Here is a 25,316-nt window from a genome sequence, read left to right as displayed (position 1 = left end):
TCAGTCAAACATCTATTGACTGACACTCCGCATTCGCGAGCAAGCCCGCTCCCACACAGGCCCGCTCTCACATCTGGTTTTGTGGTGTTAGTTACAGCAGTGGCTCATCCGGCTTCTTGTTCTTCCAGCCATCATTGCCCGGCAGCAGCAGATTCAACGCAATCGCCACCACCGCACACAGGGCAATGCCCTTCAGGCCGAAGTCATTCGGGCCGGTACCGGTGCCGACCAGCACACCGCCAATCCCGAACACCAGGGTCACCGAGACAATCACCAGGTTGCGCGCCTCGCCCAGGTCGATCTTGTGGCGAATCAGCGTGTTCATCCCCACCGCAGCAATCGAACCGAACAACAGGCACAGAATCCCGCCCATCACCGGCACCGGGATGCTTTGCAGCAGTGCGCCGAACTTACCGATAAACGCCAGGCTGATGGCAAACACTGCCGCCCAGGTCATGATTTTCGGGTTGTAGTTCTTGGTCAGCATCACCGCGCCGGTGACTTCGGCGTAGGTGGTGTTCGGCGGGCCGCCAAACATCCCGGCAGCCGTGGTGGCGATGCCGTCACCCAGCAGGGTGCGATGCAGGCCCGGCTTCTTCAGGTAGTCGCGACCGGTCACGCTGCCCACCGCAATCACACCACCGATATGTTCGATCGCCGGGGCCAGGGCCACGGGGACGATGAACAGGATCGCCTGCCAGTTGAACTCCGGCGCGGTGAAGTGGGGCAGGGCGAACCAGGGCGCGGCGGCGATCTTCGCCGTGTCGACCACGTCAAAGTAGAACGCCATCGCAAAGCCCACCAGCACCCCGGAGATGATCGGCACCAGGCGGAAAATGCCCTTGCCGAACACCGCCACGATCAACGTGGTCAGCAGCGCCGGCATCGAGATCATCATTGCCGTCTGGTAGTGGATCAGCTCGCTGCCATCACCGGCTTTGCCCATGGCCATATTGGCGGCAATCGGCGCCATGGCCAGGCCGATGGAGATAATCACCGGACCGATCACCACCGGAGGCAGCAGCCGGTCGATGAAGCCAGTGCCCTTGATCTTCACGGCAGCGCCGAGGAAGGTGTAGACGAAACCGGCGGCCATCACTCCGCCCATGGTCGCCGCGAGGCCGAATTGCTGCTTGGCGAGAATGATCGGCGTGATAAAGGCAAAGCTCGACGCCAGGAACACCGGCACCTGCCGCCCCGTCACGACCTGGAACAACAGCGTGCCCAGGCCTGCGGTGAACAGTGCAACGTTTGGATCAAGACCTGTGATCAGCGGCATCAACACCAGCGCGCCAAATGCCACGAAGAGCATTTGTGCGCCAGACAGGATCTGGCGCCAAAGCGGGTCGTTGAATTCATCCTGCATGCTCACGCGTCCTTCTGCTTGGTGCCGAAGATCTTGTCACCGGCATCGCCCAGGCCTGGGATGATGTAGCCGTGTTCGTTCAGGCACTGATCGATGGACGCGGTGTAGATCTGCACATCCGGGTGGGCTTTCTCGACGGCGGCGATGCCTTCGGGAGCGGCCACCAGCACCATGGCGCGGATGTCCTTGCAACCGGCTTTTTTCAGCAGGTCGATGGTGGCAACCATGGAGCTGCCGGTGGCGAGCATCGGGTCGATAATCATGGCCAGGCGCTCGTCGATTTCCGGGACGAGTTTTTCCAGGTAGGTGTGGGCTTCCAGGGTTTCTTCATTGCGGGCGACGCCCACAGCGCTAACCTTGGCGCCCGGGATCAGGCTGAGCACGCCTTCGAGCATGCCGATACCGGCGCGCAGGATCGGCACCACGGTGATCTTCTTGCCGGCGATTTTCTCGACCTGGACGGGACCGGCCCAACCGGGGATCTCGTAGGTTTCCAGCGGCAGATCCTTGGTGGCTTCGTAAGTGAGCAACGCTCCGACTTCCTGAGCAAGCTCACGGAAATTCTTCGTGCTGATGTCGGCGCGGCGCATAAGGCCGAGTTTGTGTTGGATCAGCGGGTGGCGGATCTCGCGAGTGGGCATGGGAAAGGCTCCGGCGGCGGGCAAAAAAACCGGCCTAGATTAATCTATCCGAGGGTGTTGTCCTATAGACATCTAGTACGTTAGTCCATTAAGGCTTGATCGGAGCGCGCTAGAGGCGTACCTTCGCCCGCTTTTCTTGCCACAGCACCCCCTTGGAGAGCGCCATGTCCGCTGATCTCGAGCATATCCGTCAAATCATGCGCGAGGCTGACTGCCTGTACACCGAAGCGCAAGTCGAAGAGGCGATCGCCAAGGTCGGCGCCCATATCAGCCGCGAAATGGCCGACACCAACCCGGTGGTGTTCTGTGTGATGAACGGCGGCCTGATTTTCGCCGGCAAATTGCTCACGCACCTGCAATTCCCGCTGGAAGCTTCTTACCTGCACGCCACCCGTTATCGCAACGAAACCAGCGGCGGCGACCTGTTCTGGAAAGCCAAGCCGGAAGTCTCGTTCATCGACCGCGACGTGCTGATTATCGACGACATCCTCGACGAAGGTCACACCCTGGGCGCGATCATCGACTTCTGCAAACACGCCGGCGCGCGCAAAGTGCACACCGCCGTGCTGATCGACAAAGACCACGACCGCAAGGCGCGTCCTGAGTTGAAAGCGGATTTCGTCGGCCTGCCGTGCGTTGACCGCTACATCTTCGGTTACGGCATGGACTACAAGGGCTACTGGCGCAATGCCAATGGCATCTACGCCGTCAAAGGCATGTAAACGCGCGTCATCAGGTGTGGGGCCGGCATGCTAGAGTGCCTGGCCCTGCGTCTGGAGCTTTCCATGAGCCTGTTGATCCGCACGTGCGCCGCCCTGGCGCTGACCCTCAGTTTGCCCCTGGCTGCAGCGCCCCTGCACAGCCAATTCCTGCCGCCAGACGACCTGACCCTGCGCGCCGAAGCGCCCGACCAGCAGCAATTGCTGCAAGTCACCGAGTACGCGGTGGTGGTGGGGAATCAGCGTCAATCCAGCCAGCAACCGATTCCGGTGACGTCGCCGCTGATGATCCGCCTCAAGGGCAAGTCCTTGAACAAGGGCGCGACTATCAATCAGGTAGTGCTCAATTTCGATGCTGAAAGCAAAAGCCTGAAAAAGCCGGCGTATGACGACAAGAGCAAGACCCTGACCTTGTCCTATCCGGTGGCGCAGTACCGCGTCATTGTCGACTTGCTGCGTAACGACACCCTGTATGTGCAATTCCTCAGCTACGCCAACGGCCACATCTGGGCTGACTTGCACACCGGTGCAGTCCGTACTAAATAGCCAGAACACAGATGATCCAAATGTGAGAGCGGGCTTGCTCGCGAATGCGCAATGTCAGTTAGAGAAAAGTTGGCTGACACACCGCATTCGCGAGCAAGCCCGCTCCCACATTGGATCTCCAGCGCTTTCGAAGGCGGCGTCTCGCAGGTAGACTTCAACCCCCGTGTAAATGTCAGCAGGCTGGAGTCGGTAATGCGTAAAGATAAGAAGCAGTTGATTGGTGACGAGATCGGCGACGATCAAATCAAGTTGTTCCTGGACTTCGAGCCGGTTGATGCGACTTCCCCGTCCCTGCACAAACTGATCAAGGCTTACCGTGGCCTGCGTATCGACGACTTCGAGCGTTTCCTGGGCTTTTTCAAGGAGGCCGGCCTGGACCTCGACGGCAAGGACGAGCATGGCCAGACCTTCGTTGACCTGATCAAGGACCAGCGCAACGCGGACGAGTACATCGAACTGATCGAAAAAGCTCGCGGCTGATTTTTCGAAACATAAAAAAACGCCCCGTTCTCATGCAGAGTGCGGGGCGTTTTTTATGGCTTCAAGGCTTCAAGCGTAGCTCTCGGTCTCGGCGGCAGGCTCAACCAGTTCCAGGCTGATGTTGTTCTGCGTGTTGATCTTGCGGTACAGGTCGGCATCCGTTTCCAGAACCTTTTCCCGTGCCGGGAAGATCTCGTGCAGCTTGGCTGCCCATTCACCCGCCGCTTTCTGCGGGAAGCACTTCTCGATCAGTTCCAGCATGATCGAAACCGTCACCGAAGCACCCGGGGACGCGCCCAGCAGTGCGGCCAGCGAGCCGTCCTTGGCCGCGACCAGCTCGGTGCCGAATTGCAGCACGCCGCCTTTCTTCGGGTCTTTCTTGATGATCTGCACCCGTTGGCCGGCCACTTCCAGGCGCCAGTCTTCGGCTTTCGCTTCAGGGTAGAAGCGGCGTAGGGATTCGAGGCGCTGTTCCATGGACTGGCGCACTTCGCTGACCAGGTACTTGGTCAGGTCCATGTTGTCGCGGGCCACGGCCAGCATCGGGCCGATGTTGCCGGCGCGGATCGACAGCGGCAGGTCGAGGAACGAGCCGTGCTTGAGGAACTTGGTGGTGAAGCCGGCGTATGGCCCGAACAGCAGGGATTTCTTGCCATCGACCACACGGGTGTCCAAATGCGGCACGGACATCGGCGGCGAACCCACGGCGGCCTGGCTGTAGACCTTGGCCTGGTGGTGCTTGACCACGTCCGGGTTGTCGCAACGCAGCCACTGGCCGCTGACCGGGAAACCGCCAAAGCCTTTGCTTTCTTCGATGCCCGAGGCTTGCAGCAGCGGCAGGGCCGCGCCACCGGCGCCAAGGAAGACGAACTTGGCGTCCACTTCACGGCTGTTGCCGCTGTTGACGTCCTTGATGCTCACGGTCCAGCCGGTGCCGTTGCGCTTGAGGCCAGTGACGCGCTTGCAGTACTTGACCTGGGCATCCGGCGAACTGGTCAGGTGCCCCAGCAGCTGGTTGGTCAGGGCGCCGAAGTTGACGTCGGTGCCGTTGAGCACACGGGTGGCGGCGATTTTTTCGTCGAGCGGGCGGCCCGGCATCATCAGCGGCATCCACTCGGCCATCTCATTGCGGTCTTCGGTGTAGTGCATGTCCGAAAACGCGTGGTGCTGGCTGAGGGATTCAAAGCGCTTCTTGAGGAAGTCCACGCCTTTTTCGCCCTGTACGAAGCTCAGGTGCGGCACCGGGCTGATAAAGGACTTGGACGAGCCAAAGGTGCCCTTTTGGGTCAGGTACGCCCAGAACTGCTTCGACACCTCGAACTGGGTGTTGATGTGCACGGCTTTCTTGATGTCGATGGAGCCATCGGCGGCCTGCGGCGTGTAGTTCAGCTCACACAGCCCGGCGTGGCCGGTACCGGCGTTGTTCCACGGGTTGGAACTTTCCGCGGCACCCGAATCCATCAGCTCAACGACTTCCAGCTTGAGGCCGGGGTCGAGCTCCTTGAGCAGCACGGCCAGGGTGGCACTCATGATGCCGGCCCCTACCAGTACTACGTCGACTGCTTCGTTATGCGCCATTTAACGCGTCTCCAAAATCTGCAGCACCAAATTGACGGCATGGCTGCCAGGAGTGACGGGGCGGTTCACGTGTTGCCCCAGGTTACCCATGGCCAGGATCGCCATGTCCGTTTCGCAATTCTTTGCAAGTTCAGCACACGCTTCCTGCCGGGCTAATCTGCCTATGAACGCATTCATGGGCGCCTGTGGCAATTCGACTTATGGTCAAAGCGTGCGATTCGTGCAACCAATCCGTAGCGGACAGGCTCAAGCTCCGGTTTTTGAGGAGGGCTCGGTCCTGTGTGGTTGGGCTGTTAAAGACGCTGATGGTGCTGGTACAAACGCCAAACTATTCATTTGCTCGCCACACTCTTGTGAAGTTGTGAAAACCCGTTTTTTTCACGCTCTTTTGAAGACGTGAACCTCAAAAAAGGGCTGCCTCAGCCTGGCACCTGGCCCGGATACCTTGCCGACACGCGGCAAAACGGGCAAACAACTCAAGTGGCCGAGCGCAATGGCAGCTCTGGCAGATGCGATATAAAGAGGGGTGGTTTGCAACGAAAACAGCAAGCACGCCAGCTCTATTCGATCTGTGTGGGCGGCTCTCTGTGGGCGATTGGGGGGTTAATACCGAGGCATTAACGATGCTGCGGGGCCCGATCAGGAGACGTCCTTATAATCGGGGGGAGATTGTAGCGAAGAACGCCAAGGAAATGGGCGTGTTTTATGACTTTTATTAGGCGTTCGGTCAGGCGGCCAACGGCTGGTGCCGGGACGACTGCGCTGTACGCGGGCTTACGCGGGCACGGGCCGGCAGTGGGCGGTGCATCCAGCTCAGGCGAATCTCGTCGATTTCCACCCAGCCATTGCCCACGGGCGGCTGGCTGCACTCTTTAAAAGCCTGGCAGCGGCCTTGTGCATCGAGCAGGGCGAACTGGCGCAGGGCGGGTTTGCGCATGAACAGCGACCAGAGAAAATTCATGGTGATAGCCTCCTGAGATTGAGGCAAAGCTTGCCAGCCCGGGATGACGAGCGCATGTATCGGCTGTGACATCTCGGTGACATCGAACCGCAACGACCGGCGCCGGTCACAGGATGTAACTGATGCTAGTTCCCGGCAGTGGCGCACCGCTATACTGCCCGCCTGTCGGTACCTGATTTCTGGAGAGAAGCGCATGTTGCAACGCCTGTTGTTCGGTTTGATCACTGTGACCAGTTTGGCCCTGGTTGGCTGCGCCAACAGCCCGCAACAACTCAGCCCGCAACCGAAGCTCACCACGCAGCTGGCGCCAGTGGGTCACGGCCAGCCGGTGTCGGTGCGTGTGGTGGATGGCCGTCCGTCGCCAACGTTGGGTTCCCGTGGTGGCCTGTACCCGGAGACCGCGCTGATTTCGGTCACTGGCCAGGACGTGTTGCCCAAGCTGCAAGCCCAGGCCGAAGCCGCCGTGCGCCTGCTGGGCTTCACCCCGGCCAACTCCCCGGGCGCGCCGCAGTTGACCATCACCCTGGCAGAGCTGAAGTATCAGTCGCCTAAAGAAGGTCTGTACGTGACCGAAGCCGCCATCGGCGCGACGTTCAAGTCCGACGTCACGGCAGGCACCCGTCGCTACAGCGGCCGCTACGGCGCATCGCTGAACCAGCGCTTCGGCATGTCGCCGAACCAGGAAACCAACACCAAGCTGGTCAGCGACGTGTTGAGCGACGCCTTGACCCGCCTGTTCAAAGACCCAAGCATCGGTTCGTTGCTCAGCTCGCAATAACCGCTGCATAAAAAACCGGGCTCAGCGATGAGCCCGGTTTTTTTGTGCCTTGAGTTTCACGCGGCCGTGTCGATACAGAAGTCCAGCAGGCTCACGCCGGTCAGTAAATCCGCTTCCGGCAAGTCCGCATGCTGGTGCCCGCCGAGGGCGCAATACACCAGCCAGTGGCGGTCCTGCACGTTGAACGCGAGGCCGCCGACCAGCGCCTCTTGTTCATCGCTGGGGGCGATCAGATACAGCCGATCCTGGTTGTGCGCGTGCAGCATGACAAGCTCCCGAACGTTCGAAGGGCAACAGAGTGGCTTGTTAAGGTGACGTTCAGGTGACGCCGTAAATTACTGGATACATTAGCCGTTCATGTTGGGATGCAAGAGTGGTGGCTGACGAGGCTGCTACGTCCCGCTATGTATCAGAACCGATACCCAGACACTGTGTTACCGAGGTTTGCGATGGCGCTGCCCGCACTATTTATCAATGCTGTGGCTTTAACGGTGGCCTTCCCGGGGGCGGCGCTGCTGGCGATCACTCGCCTGCGCGAGCAACGCGCGATGGCTGACCTGACCGCGCAAAGTGAAGCGCGCGCGATTGACCAGCCGATGCTGTTTCTGGATGTGCGCACCGAACGGGCGCATCGCTTGGCGTACCGCATCGGGTTCGCCTGCCTGGGGTTGGCGCTGCTTGTTTCTTGGATCAGCACCCACCTTTAGAAACACCCTAAAACAAATGTGGGAGCGGGCTTGCTCGCGAATGCGGTGGGTCAGTAAAAAATCTAGTGACTGACACTCCGCCTTCGCGAGCAAGCCCGCTCCCACACAAGCCCGCTCCCACATATTTTTGCGTCGGTGTTTACAGCGGGATGCCAGCCTTCACGCGGTACTGATTGCGCACCGGCGTCGCATACTGCACCACCAGAAACGGCCGATGCTCAACCGGGCATTCGTTCAAGCGTCGCTCCCACTCCGCCTTCGCCTTGGCCAGTTCATCCGCCGGGAATACCTCGGCTGCCGTCGGCACCTGCAATTGCGGGTCAGCCTCGCTCCACTGCGCATACGCCAGGTAATGCACGGGGAACAAGCGATAACCGCCGAGGATCTGCCGGTCCATTTCCATCGCCAGCACTTTGGTGTCTTCGAAGCGCTCGGTGATCGGCGGGGCGAAGTTCACATGCACCCGGCCCTTGTAGCCGGTGATGCCCAGGGCAATGCTCACGTCATCTTCGCCCGGCGCCTTGCAGTAGGTGCCGGTGGTGGCGCGGATGTACAGCTCGCGGGCCTTGGCCGAATCGCACGGATCATACTCATAGCTGATGGACACCGGCGTCAGGTTCAGCGACTGGATCACCTCGGCAAACGGCTCATCCTTGCGGCTGACGTGGAACATCTTGAGGATCGCCGACTCGGTGCGGTCGTCCCCATCCTTGGCGCGGCCTTCGGCCTGGGCGATCCAGATCGACTCGCAGTCGTTGCGGATCGAATGGTTGATATAGGCCGACAGCAAGTTGAATGCGGCCATCTTTTCTTTTCGCCCGGTGATCGAGCGGTGCACGATAAAGCTCTTGTTCAGGCGCATCAGGTCGCTGACAAACGGCTTTTGCAGCAGGTTGTCGCCGATGGCGATGCGCGGCGTCGGCAGGCCGGCGTGGTACACGGCATAGTTGACGAAGGCCGGGTCCATCACGATGTCGCGGTGGTTGGCCAGGAACAGGTAGGCGGTGCCAGACTTGAGCTGCTCGACGCCGGTGTAGGTCACGCCGTCGGTCGCGCGGTCGATGGTGTGGTCGACGTAGTACTCGACTTTGTCCTGCAGCGTCGCCACGGTGGTGACGCCGGCGAATTCACGGCGTAGCTTGCGGGCGATCATCGGCTTGAGCAACCAGCCCAGGGCGCCGGCGAAGCGCGGAAAGCGGAAGTGGGTCAGGATGTCCAGAAAGGCCTTGTCACTGAACAGCCGGTCCAGCACTGCCGGGACTTCGCTGTCGTTGTAAGGTCGGATGGTATCGAATTGGCCCATCATGCTCTCTTGTTAGAAACGGCTAGGGTAAGTAAAGGAAATGCCAGGGAGCGGTCCGGGAAATGGCCCCGGCCGGAAATAGCCCTGTAAATAGACCGGCGATTATACGCACAAGTCACTCTGGAGGCTGCGATGCTGGAATCCGCGACGTACGATTGTCCTTATTGTGGTGAAGAGGTTGAGACAACGGTGGATTTGTCTGGCGGTGACCAGAACTATATAGAGGACTGCCAGGTGTGTTGCCGCCCGATCATTTTCGATCTTCAGGTCCATGGCGACGAGTGGATGCTTGAAACCCGCAGCGAAAACGAATGACAGGACCGCCCATGCAGCGAATCTACGAACCGGAAAACCTGATGGAAGGCGAGTTGTTGCAACAGATGCTCGCCAGCGAGGGGATCGAGGCGCACCTGGTGGGGCGCCATCTGCTGGGTGGCACTGGCGAGCTGCCGATTTTCGGCCTGCTGGGCCTGGAGGTGGATAACGACCAGGCGGCGTGTGCCCGTGAGTTGATTACCGCCTACATCGGCGCGCAACCCATGCCGGGCGATGAACCCGACAGCTTCCCCGACGTGTTGGTCTGTTAGGCTGTCGGTCGGTTTACCCAAGAGTCGTGTTGCCCCATGTGTGGACGTTATGCCCTGTTTCGCTGGAATCCCTCCTTTGCTGCCTTGCCGGGCTTTCCGGCCGACCAGCAGGCGCAGTGGAACATCTCGCCGAATGACTCGGTGCTGATCCAGCGCGCCGACGCCGGCCAGCGCACCCTGGCCCGTGCGCGCTGGGGCCTGACGCCGCCCTGGCTGACCGACCTTTCGCGCACACCCGCCCACGCCCGCGCCGAAACCCTGGCCGAGCAGCCGATGTTTCGTGAAGCGTTTCGCCAGCGCCGTTGCCTGCTGCCTGCCAATGGTTTCTACGAATGGCGCGGCACTCAACGCAAGCGCCCGTACTGGTTGACGCCGGGGGAGGGCTCCACGCTGTTTTTTGCGGCGATCTGGGAAGCCTATCCGGTGCAGGAGCAAGTCTGGCTGAGCACGGCGGTGGTCACCCAGCCGGCGCAGAGCCAGCGCCGGCCACTGATCCTGGATGCGGCGGGGCAGGCGGCCTGGCTTGATCCCGAGACGCCGTTGCACACTCTCCAGGCGTTGCTGGCCAGCGAACCGGCTGCGTTGCGCGAGCGCGTGCTGGCCAATATGGTCAATGACCCGAAGCTGAACGGGCCGGAGTGTTTGACGCCAGGTTGAGCGCTGCGTGGGATGTATCTGAAATTCTGCGGTTACACGTCTGTTGTATCTGGCGCCGATACACATGAGCGCCTAGGATACGCGCCATGTTTTCAGGGAGAGTGTCATGAAGAAATCATTGGCGATAAACGTTTTGGCAGCCGCGCTGCTGCTGGCTGGTTGCCAGTCGGTCAACACCACCAGCGGCGGCGCCGTCGGGGTTGAGCGCAAGCAGTACATGTTCAGCATGCTGTCGAGCCAGGAAGTCGACCAGATGTATGCCCAGTCCTACCAGCAGACGTTGGGCGAGGCCAGCAGCAAGGGCCAGTTGGACAAGACCAGCGCCAATGCCAAGCGTGTGCAGGCCATCGCCAACCGCTTGATCGCCCAGGCACCGACCTTCCGCCCCGATGCGGCGCAGTGGAAGTGGGAAGTGAACCTGATCAAAAGCGACGAGATGAACGCCAACTGCGGGCCTGGCGGCAAGATCTTCGTGTACAGCGCGTTGATCGACAATCTCAAGCTGACGGATGACGAACTGGCAGCGGTGATGGGCCATGAAATCGCCCACGCCTTGCGCGAGCACGGCCGCGAAGCCATGTCCAAGGCCTATGGTATCCAGATGGCGAAGCAGGGAGCGGGCGCGCTGTTCGGCCTGGGTCAGGACAGCCTGGCATTGGCCGATACCGTGGCCAACTACGGCATGACCTTGCCCAACAGCCGGGCCAATGAAAACGAGGCAGACCTGATCGGCCTGGAGCTGTCGGCCCGTGCGGGTTACAACCCGAATGCGGCGATCACCCTGTGGAACAAGATGGCCAAGGCTTCGGAAGGGGCGCCACCGGAGTTCATGAGCACTCACCCGGCGTCGGACAGCCGGATCGCCTCGTTGCAGGCGGCGATTCCGAAGGTGATGCCGTTGTATCAGCAGGCCAAGAAATCTTGATCCTGTGAAGATCCAAGTGTGGGAGCGGGCTTGCTCGCGAATGCGGTGGATCAATTAAAAGTGTATTGACTGACCCACTGCTTTCGCGAGCAAGCCCGCTCCCACACAAGCCCGCTCCCACATGGGATTGGGTTTACAAATCTAGATCCACCCGCTGCTCTGCATCGCCTTGTACACCGCAACCACCGCCAGCACAAAGAACGCCGTAGCCGCCAATCGACGAATCAAGGTCAACGGCAGCTTCTCCGCGGCAAAATTCCCCGCCAGAACCACCGGTACGTTGGCAATCAACATGCCCAGGGTGGTGCCGATAATCACCAGCCACAACTCGGGATACTGTGCCGCCAGCATCACTGTGGCGATCTGGGTCTTGTCACCGATTTCGGCGAGGAAGAACGCGATCAGCGTGGTCAGGAACGGCCCGAACTTGCGGGTGGTGCTGGCTTCGTCGTCATCGAGTTTATCTGGCACCAGGGTCCACAATGCGGTGGCGCAGAAGCTTGCCGCGAGGATCCAGTGCAACACCGCATCCGAGAAGAAGCTGCCAAACCATGCGCCCACGGCACCGGCGGCCGCGTGGTTGGCCAGGGTCGCGGCGACGATGCCGGCGATGATCGGCCAGGGTTTGCGAAAGCGTGCGGCAAGGATGAGCGCGAGCAGTTGCGTCTTGTCGCCGATTTCGGCCAAGGCAACGATTGCGGTAGGAACGAGTAATGAATCCAGCATCAGGTAGGTTTCCAGGGGCGGGTCGACACGGCTATGACACGTACAGCCTTCCCGCCCCGGGTAAGGTGTGCGTGTCATAGGTCTTGTCAAACCCCGGTCCGTCTGTGCGGACACCTGGGTCGCATACGCCATGGTCTGTTGACCAAGTATGTTGACGTATGCCGGACGAGCGTGGCGCTCGTGGGAGACTACTCCCCTAGGACGGAGCGGATTCTGCCTAGGCAAAACCCATTCGGCAAGCCTTCTTTTTCAAACGCCCGTCAACCGCGCTTGGCACGGTAGATGCGGAAACCATTGCCTTCGGCCTTGATTGCGCACACGCCCAGATGCTCTTCGATCAACGGTTGGTACTTCAGGAAACTATTGGCAACCAAGCGCAGTTCGCCGCCTTTTGCCAGGTGTTTCGCCGCTTTTCGCAGCAGGTTCTCCGTAGCGAAATAATCCGTGTGTACGCCGACGTGGAACGGCGGGTTGCTCAGAATCGTGTTCAAACCCATCGGTGCCGCGTCGATCCCGTCGCCGGTCAGCACCTCGGCTTCCAGACCATTGGCCGCCAGGGTCAGGCGGCTGCTGGCGGCGGCGAAGGCATCCACGTCGAGCATCGTCACTGTGTTGTGTGGGTAACGACGTTTGACTGCAGCGCCCAACACGCCCGCGCCGCAACCGAAGTCCAGCAGGTGACCGCTGGGCAGTTTGTCCAAATGGTCCAGCAGCAGTTGAGTACCGCGATCCAGGCGACCGTGGCTGAACACCCCCGGCAGGCTCACGACCTTGAGCGGACCTTCAGGCAACGGTACTTCGAAGACCTGAGCCAGGCTCTCCAGTTCGACCGCCTGCGGTGCGTTGGCCACGGTGACTTGCCACAGTTGGCAATGCCGCGCGTTGTCCAGCTTGCGCGGCTTGCCGAAGGGGATCATCTGCTTGGCAGCACTTTCGATACCGCCTTTTTTCTCCCCCACCAGAAACAGCTCGGCGCCGGGCAGGCGCGCGGCCACTGCGTTGAGCAGGTAGTCGGTGAGGTCCTTGGATTTGGGCAGGAAAATCACCGCCGCATCAAACGCACGCTCAGGCACATTGACCCCGAACTGGCTGCGCTCGGGGAAGCGTGCATCGAGTGCCGCCTGGTCGCCGGCGTGCCAGCACCAGCCATGGGCGTTGGGCAGGCGACCGAGCAGGTCGTCGGCGGGCAAACCTACCAGCAGCAGGTTGCCTTGAAAAAGTTCGGCCTGACGAAGCAGTACTTCACTGCGCGGATCCATGGTCTGCTCCTTGAAAAGGGGCGCAGTTTATCAACTCACGACACGCAGCGGGGCGCCGCTGAAAAAGCCCCGGGCGTTTTCCGCCAGCTGACCGACGATGCGCTGGCGCGCTTCACGACTGCCCCAAGCGTTGTGGGGGGTGACGATCAGCCGAGGGATGTCGCCGGCCAGCAGCGGATTGCCGTTGACCGGTGGCTCCACGCTGAGCACGTCGGTCGCCGCGCCGCCCAGATGGCCGTTGCGCAACGCATCGGCCAGGGCCTGTTCGTTAATCAGGCCACCGCGTGCGGTATTGACGATAAACGCGCCCGGCTTGAGCAGCGCCAGTTCGCGGGCGCCGATAAGGTCACGGGTGTGTTCGTTGAGGGGGCAGTGCAAGGTCAGGGCATCCACCTGGGCCAGCAGTTCATCCAGCGGCACGCGATCCGCGCGGGCAGGGCGGCCGGGAATCGCGCCGAGCAGCACGCGCATGCCAAAGGCTTCGGCCAGGCGCGCCACGGCGCTGCCCAACTCACCGTGGCCGAGCAGGCCGAGGGTTTTGCCTTCCAGTTCGACAATCGGATGGTCCAGCAGGCAGAACTGTTTGGCTTGCTGCCATTTGCCGGCGCTGACGTCCCGTTGGTAGTCCTGCAAGCGTGTCGCCAGGTTCAGCAACAGCATGATCGTATGCTGCGCCACCGACGGCGTGCCGTAACCCTGGCAGTTGCTCACGGTGATGCCATGGGCGCGGGCGGCCTGCAGATCGATATTGTTGGTGCCGGTGGCTGACACCAGGATCAGCTTGAGGTCCGGGCAGGCCGCCAGGGTTTCGGCGTTGATCGCGATTTTGTTACTGATCGCCACCTGGGCTCCCTGCAGGCGTTCGATCACATTCTGCGGCGTGGTCTGCTCGAATAATTGCAGGTCGCTGAAGCTGTCTCGCAGCTCGCTGAGGTCGAGGTCTCCCAGGTCCAGGGAGGGGTGATCGAGGAAGACCGCGCGGCGATTGTTCGTCATCAACTGTACCTTTTGCGACAGGGTTTGAAGGCGTAATCTCCCGAGCCTATCAGATGAAATAATCAGTTACTTGAATTGGAGCGCGCATGTACGTCGCCGAGTTTTTGACCGTGGCCTTGATTCACTTGTTGGCAGTGGCCAGCCCGGGCCCGGATTTCGCCGTGGTGGTCCGCGAAAGTGTTACCCACGGCCGCCGGGCCGGAACCTGGACCGCGCTGGGCGTCGGTTCGGCGATTTTCCTGCACGTAGGGTACTCGTTGCTGGGGATCGGCTTGATCGTGTCCCAGTCCATCGTGCTGTTCAACGCGCTGAAATGGGCCGCCGCCGCGTACCTGCTGTACATCGGCTTCAAGGCCTTGCGTGCCCAGCCGGCCAAACCGGCCGCCGAAGGCGAGTTGCACCGCGAAGCGGGCGAGCGCACCCCACGCGGGGCGTTTACCGCAGGGTTCGTGACCAATGGCTTGAACCCCAAGGCGACGTTGTTCTTCCTGTCGCTGTTTACCGTAGTGATAAACCCGCACACGCCGTTGGCGATCCAGGCCGGTTATGGCCTGTACCTGGCGGTGGCGACGGCGGTGTGGTTCTGCCTGGTGGCGATGTTGTTCAGCCAGCAACGCGTGCGTGCGGGGTTTGCGCGGATGGGGCATTGGTTTGATCGGACGATGGGCGCGGTGTTGATTGCTATCGGTGTAAAGCTGGCCTTCACCAGCATGAAATAAAACCTGAGCGAGCACAGTACCTGTGGGAGCGGGCTTGCCCGCGAATGCGGTAGATCAGTCACAATATTTTTCGACTGATACTCCGCTTTCGCGGGCAAGCCCGCTCCCACATTTGATCTTCATCTACACGCGGTGGTGGCGCAAAGCTAGCATTCACCCCCCTCTGCAAATCATTCCTTTGGCTGATTTGGCTGAAACATAAGCGCTCTACAGTGCAGATCTTTCAGCCAAGACCGTGCAGTCATAAAAAGGGATTCGTATGTTGCAGACCCGTATTATCCCGCCCGCCGAAGGCGCGTACCAATACCCGTTGTTGATCAAGCGCCTGTTGATGTCCGGGGCCCGCTACGAGAAAACCCGCGAAATCGTGTACCGCGACAAGCTGCGCTACACCTACCCGACCTTGATCGAGCGCGTCGCGCGCCTGGCCAATGTGTTGACCGAAGCCGGGGTCAAGGCTGGCGACACCGTGGCGGTGATGGATTGGGACAGCCATCGCTACCTGGAATGCATGTTTGCCATCCCGATGATTGGCGCGGTGATCCACACCATCAACGTGCGCCTGTCGCCGGAACAGATCCTCTACACCATGAACCACGCCGAGGACCGCTTTGTGCTGGTCAACAGTGAGTTCGTGGGCCTCTACCAGGCGATTGCCGGGCAGCTCACCACCGTCGACAAGACCCTGCTGCTGACCGATGGGGAATCGAAAACCGCCGAGCTGCCCAACCTCGTCGGCGAGTACGAAACCCTGCTGGCCGCCGCCAGCCCGACATACGATTTCCAGGACTTCGACGAGCATTCCGTCGCGACCACCTTCTACACCACCGGCACCACCGGCAACCCCAAGGGCGTGTACTTCACCCACCGCCAACTGGTGCTGCACACCATCGGTGTGGCGACCATCATGGGCAGCGTCGACAGCGTGCGCCTGCTGGGCACCAACGACGTGTACATGCCGATCACGCCGATGTTCCACGTACATGCCTGGGGTCTGCCGTATGTGGCGACCATGCTCGGCCTCAAGCAGGTCTATCCCGGGCGCTACGACCCGGAATACCTGGTGGAGCTGTGGCGCAAGGAAAAGGTCACCTTCTCCCACTGCGTACCGACCATTTTGCAAATGCTGCTCAACGCCAAGGCGGCGCAGGGCGTGGACTTTGGCGGTTGGAAAATCGTCATTGGCGGCAGTGCGCTTAACCGCACGCTGTATGAAGCGTCCAAGGCGCGTGGGATCCAGCTGACGGCGGCGTACGGCATGTCCGAGACCGGGCCGTTGGTGTCTTGTGCGCACCTCAACGAAGAGTTGATGGCCGGCAGCGAAGACGAGCGCACCACCTACCGCATCAAGGCCGGCGTGCCCGGGCCGTTGGTGGAGGCGGCGATTGTCGACGGTGACGGCAACTTCCTGCCCGCCGATGGCGAGTCCCAGGGCGAATTGGTACTGCGCGCGCCGTGGCTGACCGAGGGCTATTACAACGAACCGCAGAAGGGCGCCGAGCTGTGGGAAGGCGGTTGGATGCACACCGGCGACGTGGCCACGCTAGATGCGTTCGGGGTGATCGATATCCGTGACCGCATCAAGGATGTGATCAAGACCGGTGGCGAGTGGGTGTCGTCCCTGGCCCTCGAAGACCTGGTCAGCCGTCACCCGGCGGTACGCGAAGTAGCGGTGGTGGGGATTGCCGATCCGCAGTGGGGCGAGCGCCCGTTTGCCTTGCTGGTGGTGCGTGATGGCCATGTGATAGGGGCCCGCGAGCTCAAGGAACACCTCAAGCCGTTTGTGGAATTGGGCCATTTGAGCAAGTGGGCGATCCCGAGCCAGATTGCCGTTGTTACGGAAATTCCCAAGACCAGTGTCGGCAAGCTCGACAAAAAGCGTATCCGCATCGACATCATTGAATGGCAGGCCAACAACAGCACGTTCCTGTCCACCCTCTGACACCCTTCGCCGTGCCCGTTCGGGCACGGCAATGCTCTATCTTGCGCCTCTACTTGTGATTTGCCGATTTTCAGCCATCCTTGCCGCGTCGGCCCTCGCCGACGTGGCGAAAGGGTTGAGGCAGACGGGTCGGTGATGCAAATCACACTTTAGAGGGATCAAGCACTACCCCCTGCTGGCTATAGTCCCCCCTGAGTTTTTCAAGGATGTTGCGCTTCGGGCCATGGGGGCTCGGTTGCCGTCCGGCATTGGAATCGTTGTATTCCGGCCGTTACATGCATCCACAAGATTGAACTCACTGCCATAACAATAATGCACATGGAGTAGCGTCGATGACCTCAGTAAACCAGTTCTGGCGCCGGGCAAGACTGCCCCTGGCCGTCAGTCTCGCTTCTACGCTCGCCGGGCCCGCATTCGGCGTCAGTTTCAACGTCGGTGAAATCGAAGGGAGTTTTGACTCGTCTCTTTCCGTGGGTGCCAGTTGGTCTACAGAAAAAGCCAACAAGAACCTCATCGGCTCCAACAACGGCGGGCATGGTCTCTCGCAGACTTCCGACGACGGGCACTTGAACTTCAAGCGCGGCGAAACGTTCTCGAAGATCTTCAAGGGTATCCATGACCTGGAACTGAAGTACGGCGACACCGGTGTATTTGTGCGTGGCAAGTATTGGTACGACTTCGAACTCAAGGATGAAAGCCGTCCGTTCAAGGACATCAGCGACAGCAACCGCAAAGAGGGCGCCAAGTCCTCGGGCGCGCAGATCCTCGATGCCTTCATCTATCACAACTACAACATTGCCGATCTGCCGGGTTCGGTGCGTTTCGGTAAGCAAGTTGTCAGCTGGGGTGAAAGTACCTTCATCGGCGGCGGTATCAACTCCATCAACCCGATCGACGTGTCGGCGTTCCGTCGTCCGGGGGCCGAGATCAAGGAAGGCTTGATTCCGGTCAACATGTTCTATCTGTCGCAAAGCGTGACAGACAACCTGTCGGTGGATGGTTTCTACCAGTTGGAATGGGACCAGACCGTGGTCGACAACTGCGGGACATTCTTCTCGCAGCCTGACGTGATCGCTGACGGTTGCGACAATAACCTGGCGGTGCTGCGAACCAAGCAAGGTCTGTCCAATGCCTTGCCGGCGCCGTTCCGCAATGCGGCATTCGGCGCGCTGGCAGCCCAGGGCGTGAACTTTGGATCGCCGGATGAAGGCGCCATCGTGCGTCGTGGTCCTGATCGTGATGCACGGGACAGCGGTCAGTTTGGTTTCGCTGCCCACTACATGTTCGAGCCGTTGGACACCGAGTTTGGCGCTTACTTCATGAACTACCACAGCCGCGCGCCGATCTTCAGCGGGCGCGGGGCGGCGGCGAGCAAGTACAGCCCTGCCAACCTGGTTAGATCATTGATGGGGCAGGGGTTGTCCCAGGGGCAAGCCAGCGCGATCGCACCATCGCTGTTGCCGTTCGTGGTTGCGGGCAATTCGAGTTACTACGTTGAATACCCTGAGGACATCCGCCTGTACGGCCTCAGCTTCTCCACCACATTGCCTACCGGTACCGCGTGGAGCGGCGAGATCAGCTACCGTCCGAATGCGCCCGTTCAGTTGAACACCACGGACATTCTGTATTCAGGGCTGACGCCTCTGGCCGCAGTAAACCCGGCCGCCGCCGACTATTCCGTACTGCAAGGCAAGGCGGACCAGGATCAGCCGGGCTATCGCCGCAAAGAAGTCACCCAACTGCAGACCACGTTTACTCACTTCTTCGACCAGGTGATGGGCGCCGAGCGACTGACGGTTGTCGGCGAAGTCGGCTTCACCCACGTGGGCGGCCTGGAAAAAACCTCCAAGGCCCGTTATGGCCGCGACCCTAGCTACGGCCCGGGCCCGTTGCCAAACAACACGTGCCAGACCTTGAACAGCGGAACCTTGACTGGCGCCGCACAGAACAACCTGTCGCGCTACTGCGAAAACGACGGCTTCACCACGGCCAACTCCTGGGGCTATCGCGCTCGCGCCATCTGGGATTACAACAGCGTGTTTGCAGGTATCAACCTCAAGCCAAGCGTGGCCTGGTCCCATGACGTGAGCGGTTACTCGCCTGGCCCTGGTGGCAACTTCGAAGAAGGCCGCAAGGCTGTCAGCCTTGGGTTGGATGCGGAATACCAGAACACCTACACCGCCGGTCTGTCGTACACCAACTTCTTTGATGGCAAGTACACCACGGTGGATGACCGGGATTTTGTTGCGCTCAGCTTCGGCATGAACTTCTAAGCGACCGTATTTCAGGAAGAACCAGCATATGAAAATAACCAAAAGTCTGTTGCACGTGGGTGTGCTTGGGCTGTCGATCCTGGCGAGCAACGTCATGGCGGCAGTCTCGGCGAGCGAGGCGGCCAAGCTCGACACAACCCTGACCCCGATGGGCGCTGAACGCGCTGCCAACGCTGCGGGCACCATCACCGCCTGGCAGCCGCTGGCGACCAACGCCGGCGCCGTTGATGCCCGTGGTTTCCTGGCCAACCCTTACGCCAGCGAGCAGCCCAAGTTCGTTATCACCGCGCAGAACGTCGATCAGTACAAGGACGCGTTGTCACCTGGGCAGTACGCGATGTTCAAGCGCTACCCGGACACGTTCAAGATGCCGGTCTACCCGACCCATCGTGGCGCCACGGTGCCGGCTGATGTGTTTGCCTCGATCAAGAAGAACGCCACCAGCACCAACCTGGTGTCTGGCGGCAACGGCCTGGAAAACTTCGAGTCCGCCATTCCGTTCCCTATTCCGAAAAGCGGCGTCGAAGTCATCTGGAACCACATCACCCGCTATCGCGGCGGCAGTGTGACGCGCCTGGTGACCCAGGCTACTCCGCAAACGAACGGTTCCTACAGCCTGGTGTATTTCCGCGATCAGTTCGTTTTCCGCGACAAGATGAAGGACTACGATCCGAAAAATCCGGGAAACATCCTGTTCTACTTCAAGCAGGAAGTAACCGCGCCAGCACGCCTGGCGGGTACCGTGTTGCTGGTGCATGAAACCCTGGACCAGGTGAAGGAGCCACGTTCGGCGTGGGTCTACAACGCTGGCCAGCGCCGTGTGCGCCGGGCCCCGCAAGTGTCCTATGACGGCCCGGGTACCGCCGCCGACGGCCTGCGCACCTCCGACAACCTCGACATGTACAACGGCGCGCCGGATCGCTACGACTGGAAGCTGGAAGGCAAGAAAGAGATGTACATCGCCTCCAACAGCTACAAGCTTGACGACCCGAAACTCAAGTATGCCGACATCATCAAGGCCGGCCACATCAACCAGGACCTGGCCCGTTACGAGCTGCGTCGCGTCTGGCACGTGGTCGCCACCTTGAAGGAAGGCCAGCGTCACATCTACGCCAAGCGTGACTTCTACATTGACGAAGACACCTGGCAGGCAGCGGTGATCGACCAGTACGACGGTCGCAACCAGCTGTGGCGCGTGTCTGAAGCCCATGCCGAGAACTACTACGACAAGCAAGTGCCGTGGTACGCCCTGGAAGCCATCTACGACCTGCAATCCGGTCGCTACCTGGCCCTGGGCATGAAGAACGAAGAGAAGAAGGCGTATGACTTCGGCTTCACCGCTACCACCAGCGACTTCACCCCAGCGGCCCTGCGCCAGGATGGTGTTCGCTAAACCGCGATAACTCACCCATGTGGGAGCTGGCTTGTGTGGGAGCTGGCTTGCCTGCGATAACATCACCTCGGTATGTCTGATAGACCGAAGTGATGCTATAGCAGGCAAGCCCAGCTCCCACATTTGCTTGTGTCGAATTTTTTTGTCGCAGTTCTTTTTCAGGCAAATGTTGCAAAGATCTACAAACCTGCTGCTTTTACCGCTAGTCTGCGGACATCTGCAATGCCGACAACAGCCTTCTACAAGAGCCCGGCGATGACTGATCTGTCCCGAATCCAAGGGCCTGCCAGTGCGGTGATTCCGACCCTGGAAGGTCGCTTCTACAGGCCCCCCCTGCCTGACGGCTACGTGCTGCGACCGCGGCTGTGCGAACGGCTGGCTGCCGGGCTGGACGGGCGTCTGTTGCTGGTCAGCGCGCCGGCGGGGTTCGGCAAGAGTTCGCTGGCGGTGGAGTTCTGCCAGAGCCTGCCCGCGCACTGGCAAAGCCTGTGGCTGGGCCTGAGCCCACGGGACAATGACCCCGGCCGTTTCCTGGAGCGCCTGCTCGACGGCTTGCAGCACTACTTCCCGCAACTCGGCGCCCAATCCCTGGGCCTGTTGAAGATGCGCCAGCGTCATCAACCGTTTGCCTTTGAAGAATGGCTCGATGGCCTGCTCGATGAGTTGACCGTCCACCTGTCCACCCGCGCGCCGCTGTTGCTGGTGCTGGATGACTATCATCTGGCCCAGGGTCCGGTGCTCGACCGTTGCCTGCAGTTTTTCCTCAATCATCTGCCTGATGGCCTGGTGGTATTGGTCACCAGTCGCCAGCGTCCCGATTGGCATCTGGCGCGACTGCGTTTGTCGCGGCACTTGTTGGAGCTGCATGAGCAGGATCTGCGCCTGACCCATGCCGAATCCCTGGCCGTGCTGGACCGCCACAGCAGTTCATTGCGCGGCGAAGCCCTCGACAACCTGATCCGCCGCAGCGAGGGCTGGGTGGCTGGCCTGCGCTTCTGGGTGCTGGCGGCTTCCGAAGCCGGCAGCGACGGCGCGTTGCCGCAAAGCCTGCATGGTGGTGAAGGGCTGATCCGTGACTATCTGCTGGAAGAGGTCATCGACTGCCTGCCTGCGGAAGTGCAGGCGTTCCTGTACGACACCGCGCCGCAGGAGCGGTTTTGCAGCGAATTGTGCGACGCCGTCCGCGAAGCCCACGACAGCGCCGAAATCCTGCGCTACCTGCAAGCCCACCAGGTGTTCCTGGTGCCGCTGGACGACCAAGGCCACTGGTACCGTTATCACCATCTGTTCTCCGACTTGCTGCGCACCCGTCGCGCCAGCAGCAACGTGCTGCCGCCCGCCAGCCTGCATTTGCGCGCCTGCCGCTGGTTCAATGCCCAGGGCCTGATCGACGAAGCGGTGGAGCAAGCGCTGCGCGCCGGCCACCTGGATGTGGCGGCCAACCTGGTGCAGAACCTGTCCGAAGAGCAACTGCTGGCCGAGCAGAATGTCGGCATGCTACTGCGCTGGAAGATGGACTTGCCCGACAGCCTGCTAATCAGCACGCCGCGCTTGATCGTGCTCTACAGCTGGGCCCTGGGCCTGGCGTGCCAATTGGATGCGGCGGAAGAATTGTCCGGCTACCTCAGCCGCTTCCTGCCGGCGCCGTCGGCCACCGCGCAAAAATCGATGCTGGCCCAGTGGCTGGCGCTGAGCGGGATCATCGCGCGCGGCCGGGGTGATCGCGAACTGACCCAGCGTTATTGCACTGAAGCGCTGGAAAGCCTGCCGCAGCGGCGTTACGGCCAGCGGTTGATGTGCCTGTCGACGCTTTCCAACCTGGCCATCGTCGATGCCGATCTGTGGCGCGCGCGTGGCCTGAACCGTGAATCCCTGGAGCTGGCGCAACGTGTCGGCAATCCACTGTTTGAAGCCTTGGCCCACTATGATCGCGCACGTGTCCTACAGGCCCGGGGCGAAATCCTGCGCTCCCTGGACGAAGTCCGCCAGGGCTTGCAACGTTTGCACGGGCTTGCGCCGCAGCGGCTGTACGCAGTGCGCGCACGCCTGGCACTTTATGAAGGCTACCTGCTGCTGATGCGCTGCCAGCCCGAAACGGGGATCATGCGTTTGCGCGCCGGCCTGGCTGAAGCCCGCGCTTGCCGCGATATCAGCGTGCTCATCGGGCATTGCGTGATCGCCAACTTCGAAGGGCGCCGTGGTGACTTCCCCAAGGCGTTCGCCGAACTGGCCGAGGCGGAGCGCTTGATGCATATCTGGGACGTGCCGCCGATCTACTACCTGGCGATGATTACCCTGATCAAATGCGAGCTATGGCTGGCCCAGGGCCGCACCGACCTGGCCGACGCCTGGTTGACCCGGCTGGGGCAGACCTACAACGGCGAACACGCCGCGGCCGCGCCGGAGTTCCATCCGCACCTGCCGCAACATATCGGCTTGCAGCAGGCCGCGCTGGATGCCACGCGCCATCAATCCGCCGCCGCCGTGCATCGCCTTGAAGAGCTGGCACAGCAGGCACACAACAGCGGCCGGCAAATGATCGCCCTCATGGCCCTGACCCAGCAGGCGCAATTGCTATTGGAAAGTGGCCACGAAGCCAAGGCACGCCTGATCGTGGCCCAGGCCCTTGAGTCGGGCGCAGGCGGAGCACTACAACCCTTCCAGCGCCTGCTGGAAAGCCATCCTGGGTGGATGCGCGACCAACTGGGCAAAGACCCCCACGGTCTATTGAGCCAGGCGCTGCTGGCGCTGTTGCCGGCGGTCGTGGTGGCGGATGCCGTGCCGATGCAGGAAACCCTGAGCGCGCGGGAGATGGCGGTACTGCAATTGATCGCCGAGGGCTGTTCGAACCAGGAGATCAGCAACCGGTTGTTCATCTCGTTGCATACGGTCAAGACCCACGCGAGTCACATCAACAGCAAGCTGGGCGTGGAGCGGCGCACCCAGGCCGTGGCGCGGGCGCAGGAGTTGCGGTTGATTGGCTGACGCGTGGGGCCAGTCTGGTTTAATAGTGCAATTATTCCGGCGATAGTCGCCCGACAACGCCATGTGATTTGCACTAGAGGACCGTTCATGGAAACCCTGACCCCGACACTTATCCGCGAAACCTTCCCCGTCGGCCCGTTGCAATGCAACTGCACCATCATCGGCGACCCCATCACCAAAAAAGCCATCGTGGTCGATCCGGGCGGCAATCACGAATTGATTCTCGCGCGCCTGGATGCGCTGGGCCTCAAGGTGGTGAGCATCATCCATACCCACGCCCATCTGGACCACTTCCTGGCTTCCGGCCAGTTGAAAGAGAAGACCGGCGCCACCTTGCACCTGCACAAGGAAGACCAATTCCTGTGGGACAACCTTGAGATGCAGTGCCAGATGTTTCGCGTGCCCTACACCCCGGTGCCATCGCCGGATCGCTGGCTGGACGATGATGAGGAACTGGCCTGCGGTTGTGGCGTAGCGCTGCATACCCCGGGGCATACGCCGGGTTCGATGAGCTTCTGGTTTGCCGATGCCAAGCTGCTGATTGCCGGCGATACGCTGTTTCGGCGCGGCGTGGGGCGTACGGATCTGTGGGGCGGGGATCAGGCAACCATCGTGCGCTCGATCAAGCAACGCTTGTACACCCTGGACGAAGACGCGACGGTCGTGACCGGCCATGGGCGGGACACGCGCCTGGGCGACGAAATGCGTGAGAACCCATTTGTCAGGGCCTGAGGGGCGCCCGGTAACTTTCTGGATAGCCACTGGCAACCTTGCGACGCAACTTACAGAGAAAAAGACAATTCCCGTTCAGCCAGCGTCTGCTAGGGTTTTAGTGTGCTCACCTGTTGTAGAGCGGGTGCACGCCGCCCATGGAATTTTTACCCTTTCTCGTGTTCCAAGCTCGGCACAGGTCCATTGCCAATGTCCTCTGCATCACAGAATGCAAAAGTAGGAGCTTCCTTCATGTTCACTTCCCGTCGTCTGCTTGTTGTCGCTACCGTCGTAGCCCTGTTATCCGGCTGCGCTACGCCTAACCCTTATGACGGCAGCAGCCAGGGGCAGGCAAGTAATGAATCCGGCGGCATGAGCAAGACCGCCAAGTATGGTGGCCTGGGCGCCCTGGCCGGTGCGTTGGCCGGTGCGGCGATCGACCATAACAACCGTGGCAAGGGCGCGCTGATTGGTGCCGTGGTGGCCGGTGCGGGTGCTGCGGGCTACGGCTACTACGCCGACCAGCAAGAGAAGAAGCTGCGTGAAAGCATGGCCAATACCGGGGTTGAAGTGCAGCGCCAGGGCGACCAGATCAAGCTCATCATGCCGGGCAACATCACCTTTGCCACCAACTCGGATGCAATCTCCAGCAGCTTTTACCAGCCGCTGAACAACCTGGCCAACTCCCTCAAGCAGTTCAACCAGAACACCATCCAGATCGTCGGCTATACCGACAGCACCGGCAGCCGCCAGTTGAACATGGACCTGTCCCAGCGCCGTGCGCAGAGCGTGGCCAACTACCTGACTTCCCAGGGTGTGAGTTCGGCCAACCTGAGTGTGCGGGGTGCCGGCCCGGATAACCCGATTGCCAGCAACGCTGACGTCAACGGCCGTGCCCAGAACCGTCGCGTGGAAGTGAACCTCGGCCCGATCCCCGGCCAGCAGTACGGGCAGCCAGGCGCTCAGGCGCCGCAGCAGAACAACCAGTTCCAGGGCAACCCGTACTCGCAATACCAATAACGCCGCAGCAATAAAAAGGGCGCCGTGCATTGACTGCACGGCGC

At 60.9% G+C, this 25,316-nt stretch carries 25 protein-coding genes and 1 riboswitch; of the genes, 16 read left to right on the top strand and 9 right to left on the bottom strand.

Annotated features, from left to right (window positions below; translation table 11 throughout):
• Positions 1-91: 91 nt before the first annotated feature.
• Together NUV89_RS06590 and upp are read right to left on the bottom strand one after the other, a co-directional pair.
• A complete protein-coding gene (locus NUV89_RS06590) occupies positions 92-1,366 on the bottom strand; it encodes a uracil-xanthine permease family protein (RefSeq protein WP_017738744.1) in 1,275 nt (424 codons plus the stop codon).
• 2 nt (positions 1,367-1,368) lie between these two features.
• On the bottom strand, positions 1,369-2,007 hold the full coding sequence (gene upp / locus NUV89_RS06585) for a uracil phosphoribosyltransferase (RefSeq protein ID WP_017738743.1): 639 nt from the start codon (positions 2,005-2,007) through the stop codon (positions 1,369-1,371).
• A gap of 164 nt (positions 2,008-2,171) precedes the next feature.
• Here upp and NUV89_RS06580 point away from each other — a divergent pair, with 164 nt between their 5' ends.
• The 3 genes from NUV89_RS06580 to NUV89_RS06570 all read left to right on the top strand — a co-directional run bounded on the left by NUV89_RS06580 (position 2,172) and on the right by NUV89_RS06570 (position 3,752).
• Complete coding sequence (locus NUV89_RS06580; protein WP_017738742.1) at positions 2,172-2,729, top strand: hypoxanthine-guanine phosphoribosyltransferase; 558 nt, start codon at positions 2,172-2,174, stop codon at positions 2,727-2,729.
• Between the two features lie 63 nt (positions 2,730-2,792).
• Complete coding sequence (locus tag NUV89_RS06575) at positions 2,793-3,272, top strand: hypothetical protein (RefSeq protein ID WP_257780692.1); 480 nt, start codon at positions 2,793-2,795, stop codon at positions 3,270-3,272.
• A gap of 192 nt (positions 3,273-3,464) precedes the next feature.
• On the top strand, positions 3,465-3,752 hold the full coding sequence (locus NUV89_RS06570) for a PA4642 family protein (RefSeq protein ID WP_257780691.1): 288 nt from the start codon (positions 3,465-3,467) through the stop codon (positions 3,750-3,752).
• Between the two features lie 69 nt (positions 3,753-3,821).
• On the opposite strand, the gene mqo is transcribed toward NUV89_RS06570, so the two are convergent.
• The gene (gene mqo / locus NUV89_RS06565) at positions 3,822-5,330 is read right to left on the bottom strand and encodes a malate dehydrogenase (quinone) (protein ID WP_257780690.1); all 1,509 of its coding nucleotides are present in this window, start codon (positions 5,328-5,330) and stop codon (positions 3,822-3,824) included.
• A 727-nt stretch (positions 5,331-6,057) separates the two neighbouring features.
• A complete protein-coding gene (locus NUV89_RS06560; protein ID WP_257780689.1) occupies positions 6,058-6,291 on the bottom strand; it encodes a hypothetical protein in 234 nt (77 codons plus the stop codon).
• Positions 6,292-6,484: 193 nt separating this feature from the next.
• On the opposite strand from NUV89_RS06560, the gene NUV89_RS06555 reads away from it, so the two are divergent.
• Positions 6,485-7,069 (top strand): YajG family lipoprotein, encoded by a 585-nt coding sequence (locus NUV89_RS06555; protein ID WP_257780688.1) that lies wholly within the window; start codon positions 6,485-6,487, stop codon positions 7,067-7,069.
• A gap of 56 nt (positions 7,070-7,125) precedes the next feature.
• On the opposite strand, the gene NUV89_RS06550 is transcribed toward NUV89_RS06555, so the two are convergent.
• A complete protein-coding gene (locus NUV89_RS06550) occupies positions 7,126-7,335 on the bottom strand; it encodes a hypothetical protein (protein ID WP_017738736.1) in 210 nt (69 codons plus the stop codon).
• 183 nt (positions 7,336-7,518) lie between these two features.
• Between NUV89_RS06550 and NUV89_RS06545 the strand changes: the two genes are divergently transcribed.
• Positions 7,519-7,776: a hypothetical protein gene (locus tag NUV89_RS06545; protein ID WP_257780687.1), complete on the top strand. Its 258-nt coding sequence runs from the start codon at positions 7,519-7,521 to the stop codon at positions 7,774-7,776.
• A gap of 139 nt (positions 7,777-7,915) precedes the next feature.
• Here the strand turns inward: NUV89_RS06545 and NUV89_RS06540 are convergent, their stop codons facing one another.
• Positions 7,916-9,079: a 1-acyl-sn-glycerol-3-phosphate acyltransferase gene (locus NUV89_RS06540; protein ID WP_257780686.1), complete on the bottom strand. Its 1,164-nt coding sequence runs from the start codon at positions 9,077-9,079 to the stop codon at positions 7,916-7,918.
• A 132-nt stretch (positions 9,080-9,211) separates the two neighbouring features.
• Between NUV89_RS06540 and NUV89_RS06535 the strand changes: the two genes are divergently transcribed.
• The 4 genes from NUV89_RS06535 (at position 9,212) to NUV89_RS06520 (ending at position 11,248) form a co-directional block, all read left to right on the top strand.
• Positions 9,212-9,394, top strand: coding sequence for a CPXCG motif-containing cysteine-rich protein (locus NUV89_RS06535; protein ID WP_257780685.1), 183 nt, complete (start codon positions 9,212-9,214; stop codon positions 9,392-9,394).
• A gap of 11 nt (positions 9,395-9,405) precedes the next feature.
• A complete protein-coding gene (locus tag NUV89_RS06530; protein ID WP_124527451.1) occupies positions 9,406-9,666 on the top strand; it encodes a putative signal transducing protein in 261 nt (86 codons plus the stop codon).
• Positions 9,667-9,702: 36 nt separating this feature from the next.
• Positions 9,703-10,323, top strand: a complete 621-nt coding sequence (locus tag NUV89_RS06525) for an SOS response-associated peptidase (protein ID WP_257780684.1) — start codon at positions 9,703-9,705, stop codon at positions 10,321-10,323.
• A 106-nt stretch (positions 10,324-10,429) separates the two neighbouring features.
• The gene (locus NUV89_RS06520) at positions 10,430-11,248 is read left to right on the top strand and encodes a M48 family metallopeptidase (RefSeq protein WP_257780683.1); all 819 of its coding nucleotides are present in this window, start codon (positions 10,430-10,432) and stop codon (positions 11,246-11,248) included.
• Between the two features lie 141 nt (positions 11,249-11,389).
• On the opposite strand, the gene NUV89_RS06515 is transcribed toward NUV89_RS06520, so the two are convergent.
• From NUV89_RS06515 to NUV89_RS06505, 3 genes are all read right to left on the bottom strand, one after another.
• A complete protein-coding gene (locus NUV89_RS06515; RefSeq protein WP_016974259.1) occupies positions 11,390-11,974 on the bottom strand; it encodes a TMEM165/GDT1 family protein in 585 nt (194 codons plus the stop codon).
• Positions 11,975-12,063: 89 nt separating this feature from the next.
• Positions 12,064-12,183: riboswitch (yybP-ykoY riboswitch) on the bottom strand.
• A gap of 51 nt (positions 12,184-12,234) precedes the next feature.
• The gene (locus NUV89_RS06510) at positions 12,235-13,233 is read right to left on the bottom strand and encodes a class I SAM-dependent methyltransferase (RefSeq protein ID WP_257780682.1); all 999 of its coding nucleotides are present in this window, start codon (positions 13,231-13,233) and stop codon (positions 12,235-12,237) included.
• Between the two features lie 30 nt (positions 13,234-13,263).
• Positions 13,264-14,229, bottom strand: coding sequence for a 2-hydroxyacid dehydrogenase (locus NUV89_RS06505; RefSeq protein ID WP_257780681.1), 966 nt, complete (start codon positions 14,227-14,229; stop codon positions 13,264-13,266).
• A gap of 86 nt (positions 14,230-14,315) precedes the next feature.
• Here NUV89_RS06505 and NUV89_RS06500 point away from each other — a divergent pair, with 86 nt between their 5' ends.
• The 7 genes from NUV89_RS06500 to NUV89_RS06470 all read left to right on the top strand — a co-directional run bounded on the left by NUV89_RS06500 (position 14,316) and on the right by NUV89_RS06470 (position 25,272).
• Positions 14,316-14,948, top strand: coding sequence for a LysE family translocator (locus NUV89_RS06500; protein ID WP_124527445.1), 633 nt, complete (start codon positions 14,316-14,318; stop codon positions 14,946-14,948).
• Positions 14,949-15,207: 259 nt separating this feature from the next.
• Positions 15,208-16,890: a fatty acid--CoA ligase gene (locus NUV89_RS06495; RefSeq protein ID WP_257780680.1), complete on the top strand. Its 1,683-nt coding sequence runs from the start codon at positions 15,208-15,210 to the stop codon at positions 16,888-16,890.
• A gap of 332 nt (positions 16,891-17,222) precedes the next feature.
• The gene (locus tag NUV89_RS06490) at positions 17,223-19,163 is read left to right on the top strand and encodes a DUF1302 domain-containing protein (RefSeq protein WP_257780679.1); all 1,941 of its coding nucleotides are present in this window, start codon (positions 17,223-17,225) and stop codon (positions 19,161-19,163) included.
• 28 nt (positions 19,164-19,191) lie between these two features.
• Complete coding sequence (locus tag NUV89_RS06485) at positions 19,192-20,556, top strand: DUF1329 domain-containing protein (protein ID WP_257780678.1); 1,365 nt, start codon at positions 19,192-19,194, stop codon at positions 20,554-20,556.
• A gap of 255 nt (positions 20,557-20,811) precedes the next feature.
• On the top strand, positions 20,812-23,541 hold the full coding sequence (locus NUV89_RS06480) for a LuxR C-terminal-related transcriptional regulator (RefSeq protein ID WP_257780677.1): 2,730 nt from the start codon (positions 20,812-20,814) through the stop codon (positions 23,539-23,541).
• Positions 23,542-23,628: 87 nt separating this feature from the next.
• Positions 23,629-24,273: an MBL fold metallo-hydrolase gene (locus NUV89_RS06475; RefSeq protein ID WP_257780676.1), complete on the top strand. Its 645-nt coding sequence runs from the start codon at positions 23,629-23,631 to the stop codon at positions 24,271-24,273.
• A gap of 231 nt (positions 24,274-24,504) precedes the next feature.
• Positions 24,505-25,272, top strand: a complete 768-nt coding sequence (locus tag NUV89_RS06470) for an OmpA family lipoprotein (protein ID WP_026137042.1) — start codon at positions 24,505-24,507, stop codon at positions 25,270-25,272.
• The last annotated feature ends 44 nt before the right edge of the window (positions 25,273-25,316 follow it).

The sequence above is a fragment of the Pseudomonas sp. 18.1.10 genome (genome assembly GCF_024655625.1).
Taxonomy (GTDB): Bacteria; Pseudomonadota; Gammaproteobacteria; order Pseudomonadales; family Pseudomonadaceae; genus Aquipseudomonas.
This window is presented reverse-complemented; position numbering and strand designations above follow the sequence as displayed.

What these genes read in the sequence shown, in the direction of transcription:
- NUV89_RS06590 (WP_017738744.1), bottom strand. Translation starts at nt 1,366, where the DNA reads ATGCAGGATGAATTCAACGACCCGCTTTGGCGCCAGATCCTGTCTGGC.
- upp (WP_017738743.1), bottom strand. Translation starts at nt 2,007, where the DNA reads ATGCCCACTCGCGAGATCCGCCACCCGCTGATCCAACACAAACTCGGC.
- NUV89_RS06580 (WP_017738742.1), top strand. Translation starts at nt 2,172, where the DNA reads ATGTCCGCTGATCTCGAGCATATCCGTCAAATCATGCGCGAGGCTGAC.
- NUV89_RS06575 (WP_257780692.1), top strand. Translation starts at nt 2,793, where the DNA reads ATGAGCCTGTTGATCCGCACGTGCGCCGCCCTGGCGCTGACCCTCAGT.
- NUV89_RS06570 (WP_257780691.1), top strand. Translation starts at nt 3,465, where the DNA reads ATGCGTAAAGATAAGAAGCAGTTGATTGGTGACGAGATCGGCGACGAT.
- mqo (WP_257780690.1), bottom strand. Translation starts at nt 5,330, where the DNA reads ATGGCGCATAACGAAGCAGTCGACGTAGTACTGGTAGGGGCCGGCATC.
- NUV89_RS06560 (WP_257780689.1), bottom strand. Translation starts at nt 6,291, where the DNA reads ATGAATTTTCTCTGGTCGCTGTTCATGCGCAAACCCGCCCTGCGCCAG.
- NUV89_RS06555 (WP_257780688.1), top strand. Translation starts at nt 6,485, where the DNA reads ATGTTGCAACGCCTGTTGTTCGGTTTGATCACTGTGACCAGTTTGGCC.
- NUV89_RS06550 (WP_017738736.1), bottom strand. Translation starts at nt 7,335, where the DNA reads ATGCTGCACGCGCACAACCAGGATCGGCTGTATCTGATCGCCCCCAGC.
- NUV89_RS06545 (WP_257780687.1), top strand. Translation starts at nt 7,519, where the DNA reads ATGGCGCTGCCCGCACTATTTATCAATGCTGTGGCTTTAACGGTGGCC.
- NUV89_RS06540 (WP_257780686.1), bottom strand. Translation starts at nt 9,079, where the DNA reads ATGGGCCAATTCGATACCATCCGACCTTACAACGACAGCGAAGTCCCG.
- NUV89_RS06535 (WP_257780685.1), top strand. Translation starts at nt 9,212, where the DNA reads ATGCTGGAATCCGCGACGTACGATTGTCCTTATTGTGGTGAAGAGGTT.
- NUV89_RS06530 (WP_124527451.1), top strand. Translation starts at nt 9,406, where the DNA reads ATGCAGCGAATCTACGAACCGGAAAACCTGATGGAAGGCGAGTTGTTG.
- NUV89_RS06525 (WP_257780684.1), top strand. Translation starts at nt 9,703, where the DNA reads ATGTGTGGACGTTATGCCCTGTTTCGCTGGAATCCCTCCTTTGCTGCC.
- NUV89_RS06520 (WP_257780683.1), top strand. Translation starts at nt 10,430, where the DNA reads ATGAAGAAATCATTGGCGATAAACGTTTTGGCAGCCGCGCTGCTGCTG.
- NUV89_RS06515 (WP_016974259.1), bottom strand. Translation starts at nt 11,974, where the DNA reads ATGCTGGATTCATTACTCGTTCCTACCGCAATCGTTGCCTTGGCCGAA.
- NUV89_RS06510 (WP_257780682.1), bottom strand. Translation starts at nt 13,233, where the DNA reads ATGGATCCGCGCAGTGAAGTACTGCTTCGTCAGGCCGAACTTTTTCAA.
- NUV89_RS06505 (WP_257780681.1), bottom strand. Translation starts at nt 14,229, where the DNA reads ATGACGAACAATCGCCGCGCGGTCTTCCTCGATCACCCCTCCCTGGAC.
- NUV89_RS06500 (WP_124527445.1), top strand. Translation starts at nt 14,316, where the DNA reads ATGTACGTCGCCGAGTTTTTGACCGTGGCCTTGATTCACTTGTTGGCA.
- NUV89_RS06495 (WP_257780680.1), top strand. Translation starts at nt 15,208, where the DNA reads ATGTTGCAGACCCGTATTATCCCGCCCGCCGAAGGCGCGTACCAATAC.
- NUV89_RS06490 (WP_257780679.1), top strand. Translation starts at nt 17,223, where the DNA reads ATGACCTCAGTAAACCAGTTCTGGCGCCGGGCAAGACTGCCCCTGGCC.
- NUV89_RS06485 (WP_257780678.1), top strand. Translation starts at nt 19,192, where the DNA reads ATGAAAATAACCAAAAGTCTGTTGCACGTGGGTGTGCTTGGGCTGTCG.
- NUV89_RS06480 (WP_257780677.1), top strand. Translation starts at nt 20,812, where the DNA reads ATGACTGATCTGTCCCGAATCCAAGGGCCTGCCAGTGCGGTGATTCCG.
- NUV89_RS06475 (WP_257780676.1), top strand. Translation starts at nt 23,629, where the DNA reads ATGGAAACCCTGACCCCGACACTTATCCGCGAAACCTTCCCCGTCGGC.
- NUV89_RS06470 (WP_026137042.1), top strand. Translation starts at nt 24,505, where the DNA reads ATGTTCACTTCCCGTCGTCTGCTTGTTGTCGCTACCGTCGTAGCCCTG.